Origin of the sequence: Musicola paradisiaca NCPPB 2511 (genome assembly GCF_000400505.1) — a bacterium.
GTDB classification, from domain to species: Bacteria; Pseudomonadota; Gammaproteobacteria; order Enterobacterales; family Enterobacteriaceae; genus Musicola; species Musicola paradisiaca.
Map to the genome: position 1 here is coordinate 2,312,261 of NZ_CM001857.1, position 18,865 is coordinate 2,331,125.

Consider the following 18,865-nt stretch of genomic DNA (forward strand, 5'->3'; position numbering starts at 1 on the left):
TATTGGTACGCTCAATCAGAAAACATCCCCTTACACCCTATAAGTAAGGGGAATACATCCGGGATTAATTTACTTTATCTTCAATGGCATCGCTCAGCCATTGTGAAAAATCCGCGCCCAGAACATCGTGACGCATAGCATACTCAACAAATGCAGTCATATATCCCAGTTTATTACCGCAGTCATGACTTACCCCTTTTAGGTGATAAGCCTCTACCGTTTCTTTTTCCATCAACATGGCAATCGCGTCGGTCAGCTGAATTTCATTACCTGCACCAGGTTGGGTCTTTTTCAACAAATCCCAAATATCCGCAGACAAAACATAGCGACCGACAACAGCCAAATTAGACGGAGCTTCGGACGCTTTCGGTTTTTCAACCACGCCAACCATCGGCGCGCTGTCGCCAGGTTTTAATTCCACGCCTTTGCAATCAACAACACCATAACTGCTCACATTTTCTACCGGCTCAACCATAATCTGGCTATGGCCGGTGCTATAAAAACGTTGCAACATTTCACTCAGGTTATCTTTTTTCAAATCGGAGGCATATTCATCAATAATGACGTCTGGAAGAACGACGGCAACCGGCTCATCCCCGATTAATGGATGCGCGCAAAGAACAGCATGACCCAATCCTTTTGCCAATCCCTGACGCACTTGCATAATGGTGACATGTTCCGGACAAATAGCCTGCACTTCCTGCAAAAGCTGTCGCTGTACACGTTTTTCCAGCATGGCTTCCAATTCAAAACTGGTATCAAAGTGGTTTTCTATTGAGTTTTTAGATGAATGCGTAACCAACACAATTTCAGTAATACCTGCCGCAATACATTCATTAACCACGTACTGAATCAGCGGTTTATCGACCAATGGCAGCATTTCTTTGGGAATGGCTTTAGTAGCGGGTAACATACGTGTTCCCAGCCCTGCCACCGGAATGACCGCTTTTTTTACTTTTTTATTGATAGTTGACATAAACAACCTCGCAGATATCGTTCAAATAATGAGCATTATTTATCCGGTGAGTAAAACCGCGAAAGTATACCAGTTTCAAAAAGCAATGCTCATCCAACCTGAGTGATTAATGAAAAAATCATAGATCGAGTAAAAAATAACAACAATCGCTGGCCTAGTTTGAAATGGAGCAATCGTCATCGCTATAAGATTAATCTGTAGAAAGCATTAGACGTAACCGACCGCCATTCCCCCAAATCTGACATTCCCAGGATCCGCATTGATAACTTAACTGATTCAGATAAGGGACATCCATTGCTCCCAGTGGTACGCCATTGTTCAGGTCAACCTCATGTTCTTTGGTACTTAATGCTGCATGCAAACCCGCAGAAATAAGGATCACCCGCTTTAATTCGCGATGATAATAACCCACCAGTAAGGGAAACTGTCCCTTCAGGTTGGCCCGTCGTAGTAATTGATTAACCTGATTCAGCAGCATCGGCAATTCCGGCAGACGTCGATTCTGATAAGCCAGATGCTCCTGCAACAAGCCATTAAACAGCGAGCGTAATAACAGCGCAGCCAGTACGCCGTTATTATTTTCCGCCTGCGTCACATCCAGACAATAGAATGCCAACTCGATTTCAGACAGTGCGGCAATATCCAACACCAGCCCCGGACGATCGGCAACCGTCAGTTGCCGATAATTAATTCGGCATTCGGCAACAACTTGTTGTACCGGTGGCTGCAGTTGTTCCAGTAATTTGATCGCCGCGCCGGGAGATTGATTGAGAGAGTCCAGATCTCGCATCAATTGTTCCAGCTCATTCGCCTGTGAAGTAAACATTGCGGGATAAAGGCAGGACATTACCGATTCCCGCAACCGGGCATAATCGTGAATGGGTTTCAACAAGACATCCTGCACCCCAAGCCGTAATACTCTGGCGATATCGGCCATATGATTGGTGGCCGAAACCACCAGCACAGGGGTGACGATATCATGCTGGCGAAGTTGTTCCAGAAACTCAAATCCCCCCATCATCGGCATATTCAGATCGCAGATAATCAGATCAGGCCACTGGCTCGCCATCTGCGTCTGAGCTTCACGACCATTGCTTGCTTCGTGTACCATCGCCCCTAATGACGTCAGAAAGCCAGACAGCACCGAGCGGAAAACGGCCTCATCCTCGACGACCAAAATGGATTTTCCCGTCAGCGGCTGTGTCATCAATAATTCCTTCCCCTAGCTTTCACTGCAGAAACATGAAGAAACACTTCTATACACTCTGCTTAATTAACGGCAACAGCGCATCCCGCTGCCGCTCTACAGCCAATCGCCCCGCAGCTATGGCTTCTTCGGCCCGATGAAAATCAAGCGTAGCGATTTGCGGGCAATAAGGTTGAATCAATACGTCCGGCGGGTCGCCGGCCATGCGATTCATTTTCAGCCGGTTTTCCAATACCTGAATGGATGTACTCATGATCTCCATGGCAGTCGGCGTCGTATCCGTCTTGTGGCGGAAGCGATGACTCAATCGCTCACGCAGACGGTCACGCCAGCCCAATGACAACGCGCTGACTACCGGCCTTTCCGGCTTCACCGATAACAAATCCGGGTGTTTCAGGCTGGCGTCATACTGCAAGTCAACAGCAATCACCACATCCGCCCCCATTGCCCGGGTTAATGATACCGGAACAGGATTAACCACCGCGCCGTCTACCAACCAATATCCATTGAAGGATACCGGGGACAATAGCCCAGGCATGCTACAGGACGCGCGAATCGCCAGATGGAGGTCTCCTTCTGTCAACCACAACTCACGCCCGGTGCTAAGGTTGGTCGCCACCGCACCATACCTGATAGCACAGTCAGCGATATCCTGTGCGCGAAGCAGGCGCTTCACATGGTTAAACACGCGATCGCCCCGTAACAGCCCGCCCCGCCGCCAGGAAAAATCCATCAGACGAATCACGTCCCAGTATCGAAAGCTGCTAACCCAACGGGTCATACTGTCGAGCCGGTTAGTGGCATAGGCCGCACCGACCAGCGCACCGACTGAACATCCGGCAACCACTTCCGGCTCAATGCCCAACTCCGTCAATGCGTTGATGACCCCGATATGCGCCCATCCCCTGGCCGCCCCCGAGCCCAACGCCAGACCGATTTTCACCTTCCGCATGGTTCCTCCATCTGTCCCATTCTAGTCCACATTGCTAGACGCGACCCCAGTTGGGTAACATAGCGCCGTTTACCCGACGATTTTCCAATTATTTAACCGCTATCGCCAAATCAGGCAGGAGATATTGTGTCCGAGTATTGCCCATGCGGCAGCGGGCGGCAGTTTGAACAGTGCTGTCAGCCTTATCTGCAATTTGAGACCACGGCGGCGCGCCCGGAAACCCTGATGCGTTCACGCTACAGCGCGTATGTCACCCGAAATATCGAGTATCTGCTCGCTACATGGCACCCAGAATGCCACGCAGAAAACTGGCGGCAATCGATTATCGACAGTGTCGACAATACCCAATGGTTGGGTTTGAACATTATTCATATCACCGAAGGTACAACCCCCGATGAAGGTTACGTTGAGTTTGCAGCCAGCTATACCGACCCGTCTCGGCCTCAACGCCGAATGATGATGCGGGAACGTTCTCGCTTCCTTCACTGTCGCAATCGCTGGTACTATGTCGACGGCGTTCATCTGCAAACTGGCAGAAACGACGCATGTCCTTGCGGCTCCGGCAAAAAATACAAAAAGTGCTGCGGACAATAGCGTTAACGGCAGTGATTCCGGCACTGCGCAACGGCAACACCTGATTTATGTTTTGGACAGGATCCCGAATCCATGCAACCTCAGAATATTCAAAGAAAAGTTTTACGGACTATTTGCCCTGATGCAAAAGGGCTTATCGCCAAAATCACTAATATTTGTTACAAGCACGAACTGAACATTGTGCAAAACTCGGAATTCGTCGACCACCGAACCGGGCGTTTTTTCATGCGTACCGAACTGGAAGGCATTTTCAACGACACAACCTTGCTGGCGGATCTGGATGGCGCCTTACCGGAAGGTTCTGTGCGTGAGTTGACCAGCGCAGGGCGTCGCCGCATCGTCATTCTGGTCACTAAAGAAGCGCATTGCCTTGGCGACCTGCTGATGAAATGCGCCTACGGTGGTTTGGATGTGGAAATCTCCGCCGTTATCGGTAATCACGACACGCTGAAAACGCTGGTCGAACGGTTTGATATCCCTTTTCACCTGGTCAGCCACGAAGGCCTGAGCCGCGAAGAGCACGACCTGAAAATGATGGCGCAAATAGACCAGTACCAGCCGGATTATGTCGTACTGGCCAAATACATGCGGGTATTGACCCCGGCGTTCGTGCAGCATTACCCCCATCGCGTCATCAACATCCATCATTCGTTCCTGCCCGCCTTCATCGGCGCCCGACCTTACCATCAGGCTTATGAGCGCGGCGTAAAAATCATTGGCGCTACCGCGCATTATGTAAACGATAATCTGGATGAAGGCCCAATCATCATGCAGGACGTCATCCATGTCGACCACACCTATACCGCTGATGACATGATGCGTGCAGGTCGCGATGTGGAGAAAAATGTGCTTAGTCGCGCGCTATATCACGTACTGGCACAACGTGTGTTTGTCTACGGCAACCGCACCATCATTCTCTGACAGATAAAACGACGCCATCTTTTGCTTATAACTGCGGCAGATGGCGTAAAAAATCGGCAAACAATCCTGTTTTCATTTTTTCATGCTTTACAGGGCTATGGCATTTGATATGATGCGCCCCGCCTGAACACAAAGGCTTTTCCCCAGTGGTGGGGTTCCCGAGCGGCCAAAGGGAGCAGACTGTAAATCTGCCGTCACAGACTTCGAAGGTTCGAATCCTTCCCCCACCACCACCTCACCGACGAAGCCATTGCGCATATCGGTATTCGATTCGATACTCCCCAATCAAAAAGTACGCCTCCTCAATTCAGGCTTGAAGTGTTTGTTTCAGCCCAAACAGAGGATACGCTGCCATATTCCACAGCGTAAGATCAGGTACGTTATTCCGCCCAGCGTCCAGGCATATAGCTGAATACCGGCAAACGCCACGACCACCGTATCGCCGCCAAACGAATCATCAGCCCGATCGAAAAAGAAATCACCTGATTGAGGTCATGATTGATGCCAAACTCGCGCAACCCCAGGTAAAGCAATGCCACCAGCAGAGAGACACAGGCGTAAAGTTCTTTGCGCAGCACCATTGGCGTCCGATTGCAGAAAATATCCCGCAGAATGCCGCCGAAAATACCGGTGGTAATGCCCGCCATGACGACGACGGTCGGTGAATACCCCAACCCGATCGCGACATTGCAGCCAATAATGGTAAACGCCACCAGCCCCATGGCATCCAACACCAGAAAAAGTCGATGCAGGTGATGCATGACACGGGCGATGAGTACGGTGATCAAACCGGCGCCAATCGTGAGATAGATATACGCGGGATGTTGGGTCCAACCGATTGGATAGTTGCCCAGAAGAATATCGCGCACAGTACCGCCCCCCAGGGCGGTAATGAACGCGATCATCGATACACCGAAGATATCCATATTCCGACGACCGGCGGCCAGCGCGCCGGACATGCCTTCAGCGGTGATGGCAATCAGGTAAATATAGGTCAGCACACAGGCCCCCTGAGAAATGTGCCCCTCCCTCTGTCCTTTTACCTGAGAGTTTACACAGCGATGCTGCTTGCCCCTTCGGTGGGTTGTCTGGCAACCGCTCTCCAGTTGGCGTAATTGAACGTCGCAGTAAGGTAGCCTGAGCGATTATGGGAGTTTGCGCCTTCGGCGGGCGGGCGATGACGTCCGCCACTCTCCTGCGAGCCGCGGAGTATACGGGCTCCCGAATGCATGTTCAACCAGCCATCGGCAATACTTATATCATGGTATTTCTCCGGCGATAGCATCTGCGCCAGCGCCTTAGGATGACGCCGCGCGGCGGTTTCTGCTAACATCGACCCACGTTTTTTAACAGCGGCTACGAACATGAAGTTTGTCTCTTTTAATATCAATGGGCTGCGTGCCAGGCCTCATCAGTTGGCTGCAGTGATCGAGCAACATCAGCCGGATGTCATCGGTTTGCAGGAAACCAAAGTGCATGATGATGTCTTTCCGCTGGAGGATGTCGCCAAATTCGGGTATCACGTTTTCTATCACGGGCAAAAAGGCCATTACGGCGTTGCAATGCTGACCCGCAACACGCCGCTTGCCGTCAGACGCGGTTTTCCGACCGATGAAGAAGATGCCCAACGCCGCATTATCATGGCCGATCTTGAAACGCCGTTGGGAACGCTCACCGTCATCAATGGCTATTTCCCTCAGGGGGAAAGCCGTGACCATCCGGTCAAGTTTCCTGCCAAAACACGTTTTTATCAGGATCTGCAACACTACCTCGAACACCACCACAACGCGGAGCAACCGGTATTGATCATGGGGGATATGAACATCAGCCCCACCGATCTGGATATCGGGATCGGCGAAGATAGCCGCAAACGTTGGCTGCGAACCGGTAAATGCTCATTTTTACCGGAAGAGCGGGAATGGATGTTGCGTTTGCAGGACTGGGGGCTGGTCGACACATTCCGGGCCCAAAATCCGGAATGCCGGGATCGTTTTTCCTGGTTCGACTACCGTTCAAGCGGCTTCGATGACAACCGTGGGTTACGTATCGATCTCATCCTTGCCAGTCAACCGCTGGCCAGCCGCTGTAGCGCCACCGGGATCGACTACGCGATCCGTTCGATGGAAAAACCCTCGGATCATGCCCCGATATGGGCGGAGTTTGCCTTCTGACAAACAAAAAGGCTGCGGCATCGCTGCTGCAGCCTTTCAACCTTAACGTTAAGCGGTTACTGCTTGACGATACGCCATACCAGATTATTCGTACTCAGCCGCTGTTTATCTTCCGCGCACTGTAACAATACGCCTTCCGCCTTGACGACCGCGCCTTCCGAGTAACTTTGATTCTGATAAATACAACAGCGTATACAATTGGTGGCGTTTTGCTGGGCAGCGCCGTTACCATTTCCCCAGATCACCTGCGGCGGCACCGTGACGACCACGTCGGGATTAACCCGCGACGATCCAGTGCCGACAGTGGATGTGGTTGAGCTTACCGATGAAGAAACCGCGTGCGCCCACGTCGGCAACCCGATACACCCCGCCACCACTAATGATGTCATCAATACTCTCATGACTGTTGCTCCTTTGCCCTGGACGATGGCTTGCGCCGTTTTGCGGTTGCCCGTTTCGTCGGCGGCAACCCGCTGAACATACTCATATTACTCGTCTGTTGCGCTTGCTGAATCAGAGAATAGAGCGACTGCGTGAGCGGTTGCATGAAATCCTGATAACGGCAGCGTTTCTCGCTGATTTGCGTCAGCGTCGACTCCCAATGGGCAGTCATATCCGGGTGGGCGGCGCTGGGCGGCAAGGCATGAATAAGCGCTCTGCCCGCTTCCGTCGCGTGAATAGAACGCCCCTTCTTGAACAAAAATGCGCGTTTAAACAGCAATTCGATGATACCGGCTCGGGTCGCTTCCGTCCCCAAGCCATCCGTCGCCCGCAGAATTTTCTTCAAATCCTTATCCTGAACAAAGCGTGCGATACCGGTCATGGCGGACAGTAACGTGGCATCGGTGAATGGCCGTGGCGGCTGCGTCTGGCGATCGACCACCTCACCGCGTTCACACAACAGCGCATCGCCTTTGGAAACCACCGGCAACGGCGTACCTTCGTTGTCCTCATCCCGCTCTTTGCCGCCAAGCAGTGTCCGCCAACCGGCTTCAGCCAAAAACCGCGCCTTGGCCACAAACTTGCCGCCGGCAATCTCCAGTTCAATCACGCATTTACGGAATACCGCATCGGCGCAAAACTGCATCAGATACTGGCGGGCGACCAGCCCATAAACCTGGTTTTCCGATTCCGTCAGCGTAACGCGAGCGCTGCGTGCCGTAGGAATAATCGCGTGATGCGCATCCACCTTGCTGTCATCCCAACAACGATTACGGCGCTCACTATCCACGGCAGGCTGCGGCAGCATATCCGGCCGGTGCGCCGCAATCGCATTCATTACCGCCTGCCGCCCGGCGAAATGTTCTTCCGGCAGGTAGCGACAATCTGAACGTGGGTAGGTAATCAGTTTGTGGGTTTCATACAGTTTCTGGCAAATATCCAGCACTTGCTGTGCGCTCAGCCCATATCGTTTAGCCGCTTCTATCTGCAGCGCGGACAACGAATACGGCAACGGCGCAGTTTCTGATTCCCGTTTATCATTATACGCAATGACTTGCGCCGGCTGCCCTTCAATTCGACGCGCCACATGCTCCGCCAGTGGCCGATGCAGCAGCCGCCCTTCTTCATCCTGATAAGGCTCACAGGATTCGCTGGGTTGCCACATCGCGACGAAGCGCTCTTCCGCCGGTGTGACGATGTGCGCCTTAACTTCGAAGTAGTCGCGGGGCACAAAATTTTCTATTTCCTCGTCGCGCCGAACCACCAACCCCAGCACCGGCGTCTGCACCCGCCCCACCGACAATACGCCGTCATACCCGGCATTCCGCCCCAACAGCGTATACGCGCGGGTCATATTGATCCCGTACAACCAATCGGCGCGGGAACGGGCTAATGCCGACACGCACAGCGGGACAAATTCGCGGTTTTCACGCAGGCGCGAGATTGCGCGTTCCACCGCCTGGGGATTGAGATCGTTAATCAAACAACGGCGTACCTGGCCGCGTTTTTCTTCAGACAGCGCCAGATACTCCAGCACTTCATCCACCAGCAGTTGCCCTTCACGATCCGGGTCGCCGGCATGAACAATCTCATCGGCCTGCTTTAGCAGTTGCCCGATCGCCTTCAACTGCTTACTGACGGAAGGCCTCGGTTGCAACAGCCATTTCTGCGGCACGATGGGCAGATCCGCCAGCGTCCAGCGTGCATAGCGAGGATCGTAGCGCTCAGGCTCCGCCTGTTCCAGCAAATGCCCGACGCACCAAGTCACCACATCATGTTGCCCGCAGGCAATGAACCCTTCGCCACGTCGCTGCGGCTTGGGCAACACATCGGCGATAGCTCGGGCCAGGCTGGGTTTTTCGGCAATAAACAAACGCATGTGACACCGTAACGGAAAGCGGGATTTTACTGCCGCCATCTTCCACGTTCAGGAGGAAGATGGCATTGAGAACCGTCATAAATAACGATCAGAAATAACTGACAAATGTTTCAGTATTGGGGGGAGTCACGCTCGCGGGAGCCTTGAGCAGAGGAGTGCCAAGATAAAGGAAGCCGACGATCTCATCCTGAGCACGGCACCCAAAGGCTTCACGGACTACCGGATGATGCGTCCAGGCGCCGCTGCGCCAGATACCATTGAACCCCTGGGCCTGAGCCGCCATCTGCATGGCGTGCACCGCACACCCGGCGGAACCACCTGCTCCCAATGCGGGACTTTGGGATTATCCTCGCAATGCGCCACGACCGTAATGATCAACGGTGCGCGAAACGGCGCCTGACGGGCTTTTTCTACGCCGGCGTCATCCATGTTGTCTTGCTGCGCGGCACGAACCAATACCTCGCTGAAACGACCTAGCCCTTCGCTTTGAATAATGGAAAAACGCCACGGCTGCAGTGCACCATGATCCGGCGCCCGCATCCCTGCCCGAAGAATATTCTCCAGAATCGCCCCGGTCGGCGCCGGTGTGGTTAACCGGGATGCCGAACGACGATTCAACAGCAACTCAAGAGCCTCCATCACATCTCTCCTGTTAATGATCCAAGTGCCTGTCAAGGCAAGGTTGCGCGCCACGTTAGCACAGGTAGAAGTTTTGTTACAAGTTAGCCCGCGAGCCCTGCCGGTGCGGCGTTATAAATAGCTGACATTTACTGTTACGCTCATTAGGATACTAAACCGGTTTCCAGTAGACGGAGTTAACATGCGCACAATGTGGCGAATTTTCAGCGGATTATTCAAGTGGGGATGGCGCCTGCTGAATTTTATTCGCGAGTTTATCCTCAACCTGTTCCTGCTTGCCCTGATCCTCATCGCTGTCGGTATATACAGCCAGTTCAAAACCGCCCAGGTTGTCGAACCCACTCGCGGCGCCCTGCTGTTCGATCTGTCGGGGATCGTGGTGGACAAGCCGTCCATCAATAACAAATTACGCCAACTGGGTCGGGAATTCTTTGGCGTCGCGCCGAACCGCCGCCAGGAAAATTCGCTATTCGATATCGTCGATACCATCCGGCAGGCGAAAGACGACAACAACATTACCGGCATGGTGATGGATCTGTCTGATTTTTCTGGTGCCGATCAACCCTCGCTGCAATATATCGGCAAGGCATTGCGTGAATTCCGTGATGCGGGCAAGCCTATTTTCGCCATCGGCGATAACTTCACACAGGCGCAATACTACCTCGCCAGCTTCGCCAACAAGATCTACCTGACGCCGCAGGGCAATGTCGACCTGCACGGTTTCGCCACCAATAACCTCTATTACAAGACGTTGCTGGACAAACTCAAAGTCAGCACACATATCTTCCGGGTCGGGACGTACAAGTCCGCCGTCGAGCCGTTCATTCGCGACGACATGTCGCCTGCCGCGCGCGAGGCCGACAGCCGTTGGGTATCCCTACTCTGGCAAAACTACCTGAATACGGTAGCAGCCAACCGTCAGATCACCGCGCAACAACTCTTTCCCGGCGCCGACGGTTTGCTGAAAAACTTGCGTGCCGTGGAGGGTGATACGGCACGTTATGCACTTGAGAACAAGCTGGTGGATGAAGTAGCGACACGCCCGGCCATCGAACAATCGCTGGTCAAAGCATTCGGTTGGGATGCTAAAAACAAGAATTTCAACGCCACCAGCATTTATGACTATAAGCCGAATAATCCCGTCGCGGACAGCAACGAAATTGCCGTCATTTTCGCCAACGGTACAATCGTCGACGGCCCGGAGACGCCCGGATTCGTTGGCGGAGACACCACGGCGGATCAGATCCGCGAAGCCCGTCTGGATCCCAAAATCAAAGCGGTGGTGTTACGTGTCAATAGCCCTGGCGGCAGCGTTTCCGCCTCGGAATTGATCCGGGCGGAGCTGGCGGCGGTACGTCAGGCAGGCAAACCGGTCGTGGTATCCATGGGGGGAATGGCCGCATCCGGCGGTTATTGGATCTCAACGCCTGCCAGCGCCATTATTGCCAGCCCGAGCACATTGACGGGCTCCATCGGCATTTTTGGCGTACTGACTACGTTTGAGAACTCGCTGGATAGCGTCGGCGTGCATACGGATGGCGTCGCAACGTCGCCATTGGCCGATTTAGCCGAAACCAAAGGATTACCGTCCGAAACGGCGCAATTGATGCAAATCAACATCGAGCGTGGTTATAAAACCTTCGTCTCACTGGTCGCTCAGTCCCGTAAAAAAACACCGGAAGATGTGGATGCCATCGCACAGGGCCATGTCTGGATCGGTAGCGACGCCAAAGCTAACGGCCTGGTCGATCAGTTGGGCGATTTTGACGATGCGGTGAAAAAAGCAGCGGATCTGGCCGGTCTGGAGCACTATCAATTAAGCTGGTTCACTGAAAACGCCGATCTGTTTTCTGTGATGTTCAGCCAGATCAGAGGTTCGGTCTACGCCATGTTGCCCACAGCGCTGCAAGCTGCGCTGCCCGCACCGGCGGTTCGTCTGGCGGAAACCGTGCAGACACAGATTTCGGCGCTGAACGCCCTTAACGATCCACAAAATCGTTACGCACTTTGCCTGACCTGCGGCGAAGTTCGTTAACGCTTTTCACGCCCGGCCTTGGTGCCGGGCGATTTTTACAATAGGATCCCGAGTATTCGGGCCCTGATAACCGATACCTAATCCCATGCAAAGAAAATCCATTTATGTCGCCTATACCGGTGGAACCATCGGCATGCAACGTTCAGAACACGGCTATATTCCGGTGTCTGGTCATCTGCAACAGCAACTGGCGCAGATGCCGGAATTTCATCGTCCGGAGATGCCTGTATTCACCATTCATGAATATACGCCGCTGATCGATTCTTCCGACATGACACCATCGGACTGGCAATCGATCGCCGATGATATTCGTCAGCATTACGACGAATATGATGGCTTCGTTATTCTGCATGGTACCGATACCATGGCGTTTACCGCCTCTGCACTCTCGTTCATGCTGGAAAATTTGTCCAAACCGGTCATTGTGACGGGGTCACAAATCCCGCTCGCCGAACTGCGATCCGACGGCCAAACCAACTTGCTGAACGCGCTCTATGTCGCCGCCAACTACCCCGTCAATGAAGTCAGCCTGTTTTTCAACAACAAGTTGCTGCGCGGCAATCGCACAACCAAAGCGCACGCAGACGGTTTTGATGCCTTTGCTTCCCCTAATTTTCCGCCCTTGTTGGAAGCCGGCATCCACATTCGCCGCATCACACCTCCCGCTCAGACCATTGAGCAGAGCACGCTGCTCGTCCACCCCATCACACCCCAGCCTATCGGCGTTGTCACCATCTATCCCGGCATTTCCGCCGATGTGGTGAGCAACTTTCTGCTTCAACCGGTAAAAGCGCTAATACTGCGTTCCTATGGCGTAGGGAACGCGCCGCAAAGCAGTGGACTACTGAACGAACTACGCCAGGCTTATGACCGCGGCATCGTGGTGGTCAATCTGACGCAATGTATCTCTGGGCGAGTCAATATGGGGGGATATGCAACCGGTAATGCTCTCGCTCAGGCAGGGGTTATCAGTGGCTTCGACATGACGGTTGAAGCCGCGCTGACGAAACTGCATTATTTGTTGAGCAGAAATGATCTCTCGCCGGATGAAATTCGCCAGCTTATGCAGCAGAATCTGCGCGGTGAATTGAGCGACAACGATTGATTTTGCGGAACTCATCGACAAACCGGGTATGGGATAAACAGAATGAACAAGGCTCTGCTCCTTATTGATGTGCAAAACGACTTCTGCCCCGGCGGCGCACTCGCCGTCGCCGACGGCGATCGCGTGGTCGACGTTGCAAATCTGGCGATAGACGCCGCGATAAAAGCCAATATCACCGTGATTGCCAGCCAGGACTGGCATCCGGCGAATCATCGCAGTTTTGCCGTGAACTCAGGAACGGAGATCGGAGCAATGGGCGATCTCGACGGGTTAACGCAAATTTGGTGGCCGGTTCACTGTGTTCAAAACCAACCTGGCGCGGAGTTTCATCCCCGACTGAACCAAAATGCGATTGAATGGGTAGTGCGTAAAGGGGTTCAGCCTGATATCGACAGCTACAGCGCCTTTTTCGACAACGGCCACCGCGCCAGTACCGGCTTGCACGACTGGCTCCATCGCCGCCGCATCACCCAATTAACCATCATCGGGCTGGCGACAGATTACTGTGTCAAATATACCGTACTGGATGCTCTGGAATTGGGTTATCAAACCGAGGTACTGGTCGATGGTTGTCGCGGCGTCAATCTGCACCCAAACGACAGCCAGAACGCGCTGAACGAGATGTCGCAACGTGGCGCTACGCTGATTGATTTGGCGCATTTCATCAATGCCCCCGCCTGACGCGGTACCGCAGCTCGGGTATTTCCGCTGAAAAGTGATGAAGAACCATACCGGTAGAATCCATTCGGACTTATTGCGCCGCTCTGTCGACATACTGCGTTCAACCCGCATTCACTCCCCGTCGCGCCGCTGGATGCTACCGTTCTTTTATGGCTTGAGCCTGGCGATCGTCTCCCCGGCAAAACGTTGTTTGAGCTCCTGCTTACTCTTCATCTCGATTTCGCCCTGGGTATTGATGGTCATATGATCGGCTTCCGTATTGTGGCGAGATTGCCACAACATCACTGCCTGCAAGGCATTTTCTTTCTGTTCCGCGCTGAGCGCGACGCCATCCGGCCACTTGCCCAGTTCAACCGCCGTAACAAGCCGCTGATAAATCTCCGGAGTCATGACGCTAATTAAGTCATCAATGTGCATATTTTTTCCAGATATTGATTAATTCGAGCTGAAACGTTTCAATCCAATGATTCATTGAAAACTCTTAACCATCAGTCTGCTGATTATTTTCCGCATCAACAAAGCTGAGTGATGCAGAGTTAACGCAGTAGCGCTCACCGGTCGAATCCTGCGGGCCATCTGGGAATACATGTCCAAGGTGGGCATCACAGTGGCCGCAACGGATTTCAATACGGTGCATATGATGAGAATAGTCGTCCAGATAACGCACCGACTCGGTAGTACAAGGTTGATCAAAGCTGGGCCAGCCACACCCGGAGTCATATTTGTGCATCGACTCAAAGAGCGGTTGATGGCAACACAAACAGTGGTAAACGCCGGTACGCCGGTTATGAAGCAACTTGCCGGTGAAGGGTGCTTCGGTACCGCGTTGCTGGGTGACATAGCGCTGTATCTCCGTTAACGTCTCAGGATTACGCTGATTCAGGGGTAATTTAGTCATGTTATTCGCACCGTAAACAAAAAGTTTCACCTGATGAATACAACGAATAAACATAACAAAAAATTAACACACCAGCAGCTTGTTTCCCCTTGCACACAGGCAACGCAGCCATAAGCATCCTTAATTGTGATATCGGTCACAATTAGGTAACGGACAAGTGTTCTAATAGCCGCCTATTCCTCATATCATTGTCGCAGCACTTTAGTTAGGCTGATTGCTATTGATCGTGCAATTGTTGGGCAGGCTTTTGACTTACAGCAACTATTGACTCGATTCCGCTTGACGCTCAGTAAGGTTTTTGTAATTTTACAACCAACCTTTTATTCACTAACCAATAGCTGGTGGAATATATGACTATCAAAGTAGGTATCAACGGATTTGGCCGTATTGGCCGTATTGTTTTCCGCGCTGCGCAAGAACGTTCTGACATCGAAATCGTTGCAATCAACGATCTGTTGGACGCGGAATACATGGCGTACATGCTGAAATATGACTCTACTCATGGACGTTTCAACGGCACGGTTGAAGTGAAAAATGGCAATCTGGTCGTTAACGGCAAAACTATCCGTGTTACCGCAGAAAGAGATCCGGCTAGCCTGAAATGGAACGACGTTGGCGTTGATGTGGTTGCTGAAGCAACCGGTATTTTCCTGACTGACGAAACCGCACGCAAACACATTCAGGCTGGTGCCAAGAAAGTTGTTCTGACGGGTCCGTCCAAAGACAATACCCCGATGTTCGTAATGGGTGTTAACCACACCGCTTACGCTGGTCAGGATATCGTTTCCAACGCATCTTGTACCACTAACTGCCTGGCGCCGCTGGCGAAAGTCATCAACGACAAATTCGGCATCGTTGAAGCGCTGATGACTACCGTTCACGCCACCACCGCTACTCAGAAAACCGTTGACGGCCCGTCTCACAAAGACTGGCGCGGCGGTCGCGGCGCGTCCCAGAACATTATCCCGTCCTCTACCGGTGCTGCCAAAGCGGTAGGTAAAGTTATCCCTGCGCTGAACGGCAAACTGACCGGTATGGCGTTCCGTGTTCCGACGCCGAACGTATCCGTGGTTGACCTGACTGCACGTCTGGAAAAACCGGCTACATACAAAGAAATCTGTGAAGCCATCAAAGCCGCGTCCGAAGGCGAATTGAAAGGCGTGCTGGGTTACACAGAAGACGACGTTGTATCTACCGATTTCAACGGCGAAAAACTGACTTCCGTATTCGACGCCAAAGCCGGTATCGCACTGAGCGACACGTTTGTGAAACTGGTTTCCTGGTACGACAACGAAACCGGTTATTCCAACAAGGTTCTGGATCTGATCGCCCACATCTCCAAATAATGGCGTGATGATGAGACGATGATAAAAGGGCGACGATGTCGCCCTTTTGCTTATCTGCAGGTCTAACTTCACTTTAATAAGGCAAGACCCCATATCATGAACGACAGCATCTATTCGCTTCCTATCATCGACACTATTACCGCTCATATCAGTCAACGTCAGTTAGATCAGCTACCGCTGATCGTCGTCGAACACCCGAAAGTTCGTGCTGCCGTCGCCCTACAGGGGGCGCACCTGCTTAGCTGGCAACCCCAGGGCGAAGCGCCGGTACTGTGGATCAGCGAGAATACGCCATTTGAAGATGGCGTAGCTATTCGCGGCGGCGTCCCCATTTGTTTCCCTTGGTTTGGCCCGGTATCCCAGCCCAACCACGGTTTCGGCCGACTGTTGCCGTGGGAGTTCACCGCACACAGCGAGGATGAGCACGGCGTTACCCTCTCCTTCACATTGCGTGATACCGAGCAAACCCGGCAAGCTTGGCCGCATGAATTCACCGTGATAGCGCGTTTCCACTTGAGCCAGTCCGAATGTCATATGGAGTTGGAAGCACACGGCAATTACAGCATTACCAGCGCGCTGCATACCTATTTCCAGATTGGTGACATCGGCAAAATCAGTGTCAGTGGGCTGGGAGATACGTTCATCGACAAAGTGAATGGCGGTAATACTGATGTCCAACAGGGTGATTTGGTCTTTACGGATCGGACGGATCGTATTTATACACACCCCTCGTCCATTAGCCGCATTCAGGATCCGGTACTAAACCGCACCATTGAAGTGCATCACCACCACCATAGCGATGTCGTTGCCTGGAACCCAGGTGCTGATCTGGCGAAAACCATCAGCGATATGACCGAAGCGGGCAGCCGAACCTTCGTTTGCGTGGAAACCGCCAAAGTTACTCAGCCGTTTGTCGCCACGACCCAGGCCCCGGCCCGTCTGGCCACTACGATCCGTATCAATAAGTGATGAAATAATGGCTGGCGAACGCCAGCCATGACCGAGAAACACCGCCGAAGCGATTACACGATATCCAGCGGCATCTTGCGGCGAGGCGCGGGAAACGCCTGTTCCAATAGCGCAAGCGCCTCATCGTTCAGCGTCACCGACATAGCAGCGGCATTCTCCCTGACATGAGCTACCGAGCTGGCTTTAGGGATCGCGATCACACCGGGATGACGAATCGCCCATGCCAGTAAAACGTGTGCCGGCGTCAGCCCATACTGCTCTGCAACACGAACGATGGCTGAATTCCCGAATAGGTTGTTGCGTAATGTTCCGGCCTGCGCTAACGGGCAATAAGCCATCACCGGCAGCTGGTGTTGCCGACACCAGGGCAGCAAATCATACTCAATGCCCCTGGACGCTAAGTGATACAGAACCTGATTCGTCTGACAGTGGCCTCCCCCCTGATATTCCCAAAGTTCCTGCATGTCATCCACATCCAGGTTAGAGACGCCCCAATGCCGAATCTTCCCCTGACGCTGTAACTTCTCCATGGCGGCAATGGTGTCCGGCAAGGGAATGCCGCCACGCCAGTGCAACAAATATAAATCGATGTAATCCGTTCGTAAGCGCTTCAGACTGCGCTCGCAAGCGGCTTCGGCTTTAGCGCCGCCCGCGTTGTGCGGATAAACCTTCGACACCAGAAACACCGAATCGCGCCGGCCGCAAATCGCTTCGCCGACCACCACTTCAGCGCCGCCTTCCGCATACATTTCCGCCGTATCGATAAGCGTCATCCCCTGCTCGATGCCGGCTTGTAGCGCCCTAACCTCATCAGCGCGCCGGCCAGCCTGCTCCCCCATAAACCAGGTTCCCTGACCTATAGCCGGTATGCTTACCCCACAGGGGAACGTTACCTTTTTGCTTGTCATCTGTCGCACACTCCTGTTTTCCATCAGGGTAACAGCGCTGCCGCGCCTTATTAACGTGCAAATGAAGTGAGCAGCCCTCTTTTTGTGCACCACTTGCACCATAAAAAAGCGTTATACCTCAGAAGCGATAGCTGACCCCGCCGCCCAACATCAGATGATAGCTTTTATCCACCATCGGGCTGTTTTTGATGTCGTCAGACAACAACACATAACGGCCGTTCAGCCAGGCGTTCCAGTTCTCCGTCAACCGGTAGCCCACATTTAGCTCCGCATAAGGCGACCAGCTATCATCGGGTTGATAGCGCGAGAGTCCCGACCGTACAGACTCATCGCCGGTAATGCCATAGTAGTAGCGATTCTGGTTTTCACTGGACCAAACCACGCCCATGCCAGGCGTCAGGCTCCAGTTGCCTGTCGTGATGCGATACAAATAGGCGGAATCCCACTCCAGGCCGTTGCTGTAATCCAGAGTATCGCCGGTTAGCGAGGTGCGGAACGTGCCCCAATTCGCCTCGTGCTGATATGCCAATCCCGCCATCAATGTTCCCCGACGACGGTCAAGTTGCTGCAAACGGCTGTCGCTGCTATCCCCGGGTTTGAAACCGAGTGGCGAATAACGAGCGGTCAACGATAGCTTGTCCTGCTCATCGCGCCATAGGTAATAACCACCTTCCAGACCACGAAAGTACACATACTGGCTGTCATAATTAAGCAGCGGAAATGGATAGACGTGGCCATTATCGCCGCGATAAACCGATGTTTGCCCTATAACCCCCGCCCCTAGTGCGATCTCGTCCGCAAAAGCCGCAGACATGCCTGTCGTTCCGGTGGCCACAGCCGTTAGAAAAAGTAATGAATACTGTTTCACGATTTCTGCTCCTGTTCAGTGTTGCGTCGTATTGCGTTGACACCGAGCCATGCCTGGTGCGAGTGCCGGAGTCATACCCAAGTCACATTAATACGAAATATACCTACGTTATAACGATTTTATCTTCCGCCGATAACGCCTTTATCGGCGCGACCCACAAGCATATCGCACCAGATTACGCGCCGGGTTTGCAAAGTGAGTCCTTGAAATATCTTAAAAATACGTTGTAAGAATGGAGGAAATTTTATGGATGCAAACTACGCTTTAACCTAAGG

18 protein-coding genes, 1 tRNA gene, 1 pseudogene and 1 riboswitch are annotated in these 18,865 nt (G+C 52.9%); of the genes and pseudogenes, 9 read left to right on the plus strand and 11 right to left on the minus strand.

Annotation, left to right across the window (positions count from 1 at the left end):
- Window positions 1-64: 64 nt before the first annotated feature.
- The 3 genes from galU to rssA all read right to left on the minus strand — a co-directional run bounded on the left by galU (window position 65) and on the right by rssA (window position 3,135).
- Entirely contained in the window at window positions 65-976 is a 912-nt protein-coding gene (gene galU / locus DPA2511_RS10095; protein ID WP_012765565.1) for a UTP--glucose-1-phosphate uridylyltransferase GalU, read from the minus strand.
- 190 nt (window positions 977-1,166) lie between these two features.
- A complete protein-coding gene (gene rssB / locus DPA2511_RS10100) occupies window positions 1,167-2,183 on the minus strand; it encodes a two-component system response regulator RssB (protein ID WP_012765566.1) in 1,017 nt (338 codons plus the stop codon).
- Between the two features lie 49 nt (window positions 2,184-2,232).
- Window positions 2,233-3,135, minus strand: a complete 903-nt coding sequence (gene rssA / locus DPA2511_RS10105; protein WP_012765567.1) for a patatin-like phospholipase RssA — start codon at window positions 3,133-3,135, stop codon at window positions 2,233-2,235.
- Window positions 3,136-3,261: 126 nt separating this feature from the next.
- On the opposite strand from rssA, the gene DPA2511_RS10110 reads away from it, so the two are divergent.
- The 3 genes from DPA2511_RS10110 (at window position 3,262) to DPA2511_RS10120 (ending at window position 4,883) form a co-directional block, all read left to right on the plus strand.
- The gene (locus DPA2511_RS10110) at window positions 3,262-3,729 is read left to right on the plus strand and encodes a YchJ family protein (protein WP_012765568.1); all 468 of its coding nucleotides are present in this window, start codon (window positions 3,262-3,264) and stop codon (window positions 3,727-3,729) included.
- Between the two features lie 72 nt (window positions 3,730-3,801).
- Window positions 3,802-4,650: a formyltetrahydrofolate deformylase gene (gene purU, locus DPA2511_RS10115; RefSeq protein WP_012765569.1), complete on the plus strand. Its 849-nt coding sequence runs from the start codon at window positions 3,802-3,804 to the stop codon at window positions 4,648-4,650.
- 148 nt (window positions 4,651-4,798) lie between these two features.
- Window positions 4,799-4,883, plus strand: a tRNA-Tyr gene (locus tag DPA2511_RS10120).
- 147 nt (window positions 4,884-5,030) lie between these two features.
- On the opposite strand, the gene DPA2511_RS10125 is transcribed toward DPA2511_RS10120, so the two are convergent.
- Complete coding sequence (locus DPA2511_RS10125; protein WP_012765570.1) at window positions 5,031-5,651, minus strand: trimeric intracellular cation channel family protein; 621 nt, start codon at window positions 5,649-5,651, stop codon at window positions 5,031-5,033.
- Window positions 5,652-5,671: 20 nt separating this feature from the next.
- A riboswitch (glycine riboswitch) is annotated at window positions 5,672-5,766 on the minus strand.
- Window positions 5,767-6,014: 248 nt separating this feature from the next.
- On the opposite strand from DPA2511_RS10125, the gene xthA reads away from it, so the two are divergent.
- Window positions 6,015-6,821: an exodeoxyribonuclease III gene (xthA, locus tag DPA2511_RS10135; protein WP_012765571.1), complete on the plus strand. Its 807-nt coding sequence runs from the start codon at window positions 6,015-6,017 to the stop codon at window positions 6,819-6,821.
- 56 nt (window positions 6,822-6,877) lie between these two features.
- On the opposite strand, the gene DPA2511_RS10140 is transcribed toward xthA, so the two are convergent.
- From DPA2511_RS10140 to DPA2511_RS21520, 3 genes and pseudogenes are all read right to left on the minus strand, one after another.
- Window positions 6,878-7,210: a DUF1496 domain-containing protein gene (locus DPA2511_RS10140; RefSeq protein ID WP_081636779.1), complete on the minus strand. Its 333-nt coding sequence runs from the start codon at window positions 7,208-7,210 to the stop codon at window positions 6,878-6,880.
- Window positions 7,211-7,218: 8 nt separating this feature from the next.
- Window positions 7,219-9,141 (minus strand): DNA topoisomerase III, encoded by a 1,923-nt coding sequence (locus DPA2511_RS10145; protein ID WP_012765573.1) that lies wholly within the window; start codon window positions 9,139-9,141, stop codon window positions 7,219-7,221.
- Between the two features lie 88 nt (window positions 9,142-9,229).
- Window positions 9,230-9,780 (minus strand): annotated as a pseudogene (locus DPA2511_RS21520) (NAD(P)H nitroreductase).
- Window positions 9,781-9,961: 181 nt separating this feature from the next.
- Here DPA2511_RS21520 and sppA point away from each other — a divergent pair.
- The 3 genes from sppA to pncA all read left to right on the plus strand — a co-directional run bounded on the left by sppA (window position 9,962) and on the right by pncA (window position 13,601).
- Window positions 9,962-11,815, plus strand: a complete 1,854-nt coding sequence (gene sppA / locus DPA2511_RS10155; RefSeq protein WP_012765575.1) for a signal peptide peptidase SppA — start codon at window positions 9,962-9,964, stop codon at window positions 11,813-11,815.
- An 85-nt stretch (window positions 11,816-11,900) separates the two neighbouring features.
- A complete protein-coding gene (gene ansA / locus DPA2511_RS10160) occupies window positions 11,901-12,920 on the plus strand; it encodes an asparaginase (RefSeq protein WP_012765576.1) in 1,020 nt (339 codons plus the stop codon).
- Window positions 12,921-12,962: 42 nt separating this feature from the next.
- On the plus strand, window positions 12,963-13,601 hold the full coding sequence (gene pncA / locus DPA2511_RS10165; RefSeq protein ID WP_012765577.1) for a bifunctional nicotinamidase/pyrazinamidase: 639 nt from the start codon (window positions 12,963-12,965) through the stop codon (window positions 13,599-13,601).
- 147 nt (window positions 13,602-13,748) lie between these two features.
- Here the strand turns inward: pncA and DPA2511_RS10170 are convergent, their stop codons facing one another.
- Together DPA2511_RS10170 and msrB are read right to left on the minus strand one after the other, a co-directional pair.
- Window positions 13,749-14,018: a YeaC family protein gene (locus DPA2511_RS10170; protein WP_012765578.1), complete on the minus strand. Its 270-nt coding sequence runs from the start codon at window positions 14,016-14,018 to the stop codon at window positions 13,749-13,751.
- A 64-nt stretch (window positions 14,019-14,082) separates the two neighbouring features.
- Window positions 14,083-14,499 carry a peptide-methionine (R)-S-oxide reductase MsrB gene (msrB, locus tag DPA2511_RS10175; protein ID WP_023638298.1) on the minus strand — a complete coding sequence of 139 codons (417 nt, stop codon included), beginning with the start codon at window positions 14,497-14,499 and terminating at the stop codon, window positions 14,083-14,085.
- Window positions 14,500-14,849: 350 nt separating this feature from the next.
- Between msrB and gapA the strand changes: the two genes are divergently transcribed.
- Both gapA and DPA2511_RS10185 read left to right on the plus strand, forming a co-directional pair.
- Window positions 14,850-15,845 (plus strand): glyceraldehyde-3-phosphate dehydrogenase, encoded by a 996-nt coding sequence (gapA, locus tag DPA2511_RS10180; RefSeq protein ID WP_012765580.1) that lies wholly within the window; start codon window positions 14,850-14,852, stop codon window positions 15,843-15,845.
- A gap of 96 nt (window positions 15,846-15,941) precedes the next feature.
- A complete protein-coding gene (locus DPA2511_RS10185; protein WP_012765581.1) occupies window positions 15,942-16,814 on the plus strand; it encodes a D-hexose-6-phosphate mutarotase in 873 nt (290 codons plus the stop codon).
- A 53-nt stretch (window positions 16,815-16,867) separates the two neighbouring features.
- On the opposite strand, the gene DPA2511_RS10190 is transcribed toward DPA2511_RS10185, so the two are convergent.
- Both DPA2511_RS10190 and DPA2511_RS10195 read right to left on the minus strand, forming a co-directional pair.
- On the minus strand, window positions 16,868-17,722 hold the full coding sequence (locus DPA2511_RS10190) for an aldo/keto reductase (RefSeq protein WP_012765582.1): 855 nt from the start codon (window positions 17,720-17,722) through the stop codon (window positions 16,868-16,870).
- Window positions 17,723-17,840: 118 nt separating this feature from the next.
- Complete coding sequence (locus DPA2511_RS10195) at window positions 17,841-18,590, minus strand: MipA/OmpV family protein (protein WP_012765583.1); 750 nt, start codon at window positions 18,588-18,590, stop codon at window positions 17,841-17,843.
- Window positions 18,591-18,865: the final 275 nt, after the last annotated feature.

Coding starts and splice junctions, on each gene's coding strand:
- galU (WP_012765565.1), bottom strand. CDS start 976: ATGTCAACTATCAATAAAAAAGTAAAAAAAGCGGTCATTCCGGTGGCA.
- rssB (WP_012765566.1), bottom strand. CDS start 2,183: ATGACACAGCCGCTGACGGGAAAATCCATTTTGGTCGTCGAGGATGAG.
- rssA (WP_012765567.1), bottom strand. CDS start 3,135: ATGCGGAAGGTGAAAATCGGTCTGGCGTTGGGCTCGGGGGCGGCCAGG.
- purU (WP_012765569.1), top strand. CDS start 3,802: ATGCAACCTCAGAATATTCAAAGAAAAGTTTTACGGACTATTTGCCCT.
- xthA (WP_012765571.1), top strand. CDS start 6,015: ATGAAGTTTGTCTCTTTTAATATCAATGGGCTGCGTGCCAGGCCTCAT.
- DPA2511_RS10140 (WP_081636779.1), bottom strand. CDS start 7,210: ATGACATCATTAGTGGTGGCGGGGTGTATCGGGTTGCCGACGTGGGCG.
- DPA2511_RS10145 (WP_012765573.1), bottom strand. CDS start 9,141: ATGCGTTTGTTTATTGCCGAAAAACCCAGCCTGGCCCGAGCTATCGCC.
- sppA (WP_012765575.1), top strand. CDS start 9,962: ATGCGCACAATGTGGCGAATTTTCAGCGGATTATTCAAGTGGGGATGG.
- ansA (WP_012765576.1), top strand. CDS start 11,901: ATGCAAAGAAAATCCATTTATGTCGCCTATACCGGTGGAACCATCGGC.
- pncA (WP_012765577.1), top strand. CDS start 12,963: ATGAACAAGGCTCTGCTCCTTATTGATGTGCAAAACGACTTCTGCCCC.
- DPA2511_RS10170 (WP_012765578.1), bottom strand. CDS start 14,018: ATGCACATTGATGACTTAATTAGCGTCATGACTCCGGAGATTTATCAG.
- msrB (WP_023638298.1), bottom strand. CDS start 14,499: ATGACTAAATTACCCCTGAATCAGCGTAATCCTGAGACGTTAACGGAG.
- gapA (WP_012765580.1), top strand. CDS start 14,850: ATGACTATCAAAGTAGGTATCAACGGATTTGGCCGTATTGGCCGTATT.
- DPA2511_RS10185 (WP_012765581.1), top strand. CDS start 15,942: ATGAACGACAGCATCTATTCGCTTCCTATCATCGACACTATTACCGCT.
- DPA2511_RS10190 (WP_012765582.1), bottom strand. CDS start 17,722: ATGACAAGCAAAAAGGTAACGTTCCCCTGTGGGGTAAGCATACCGGCT.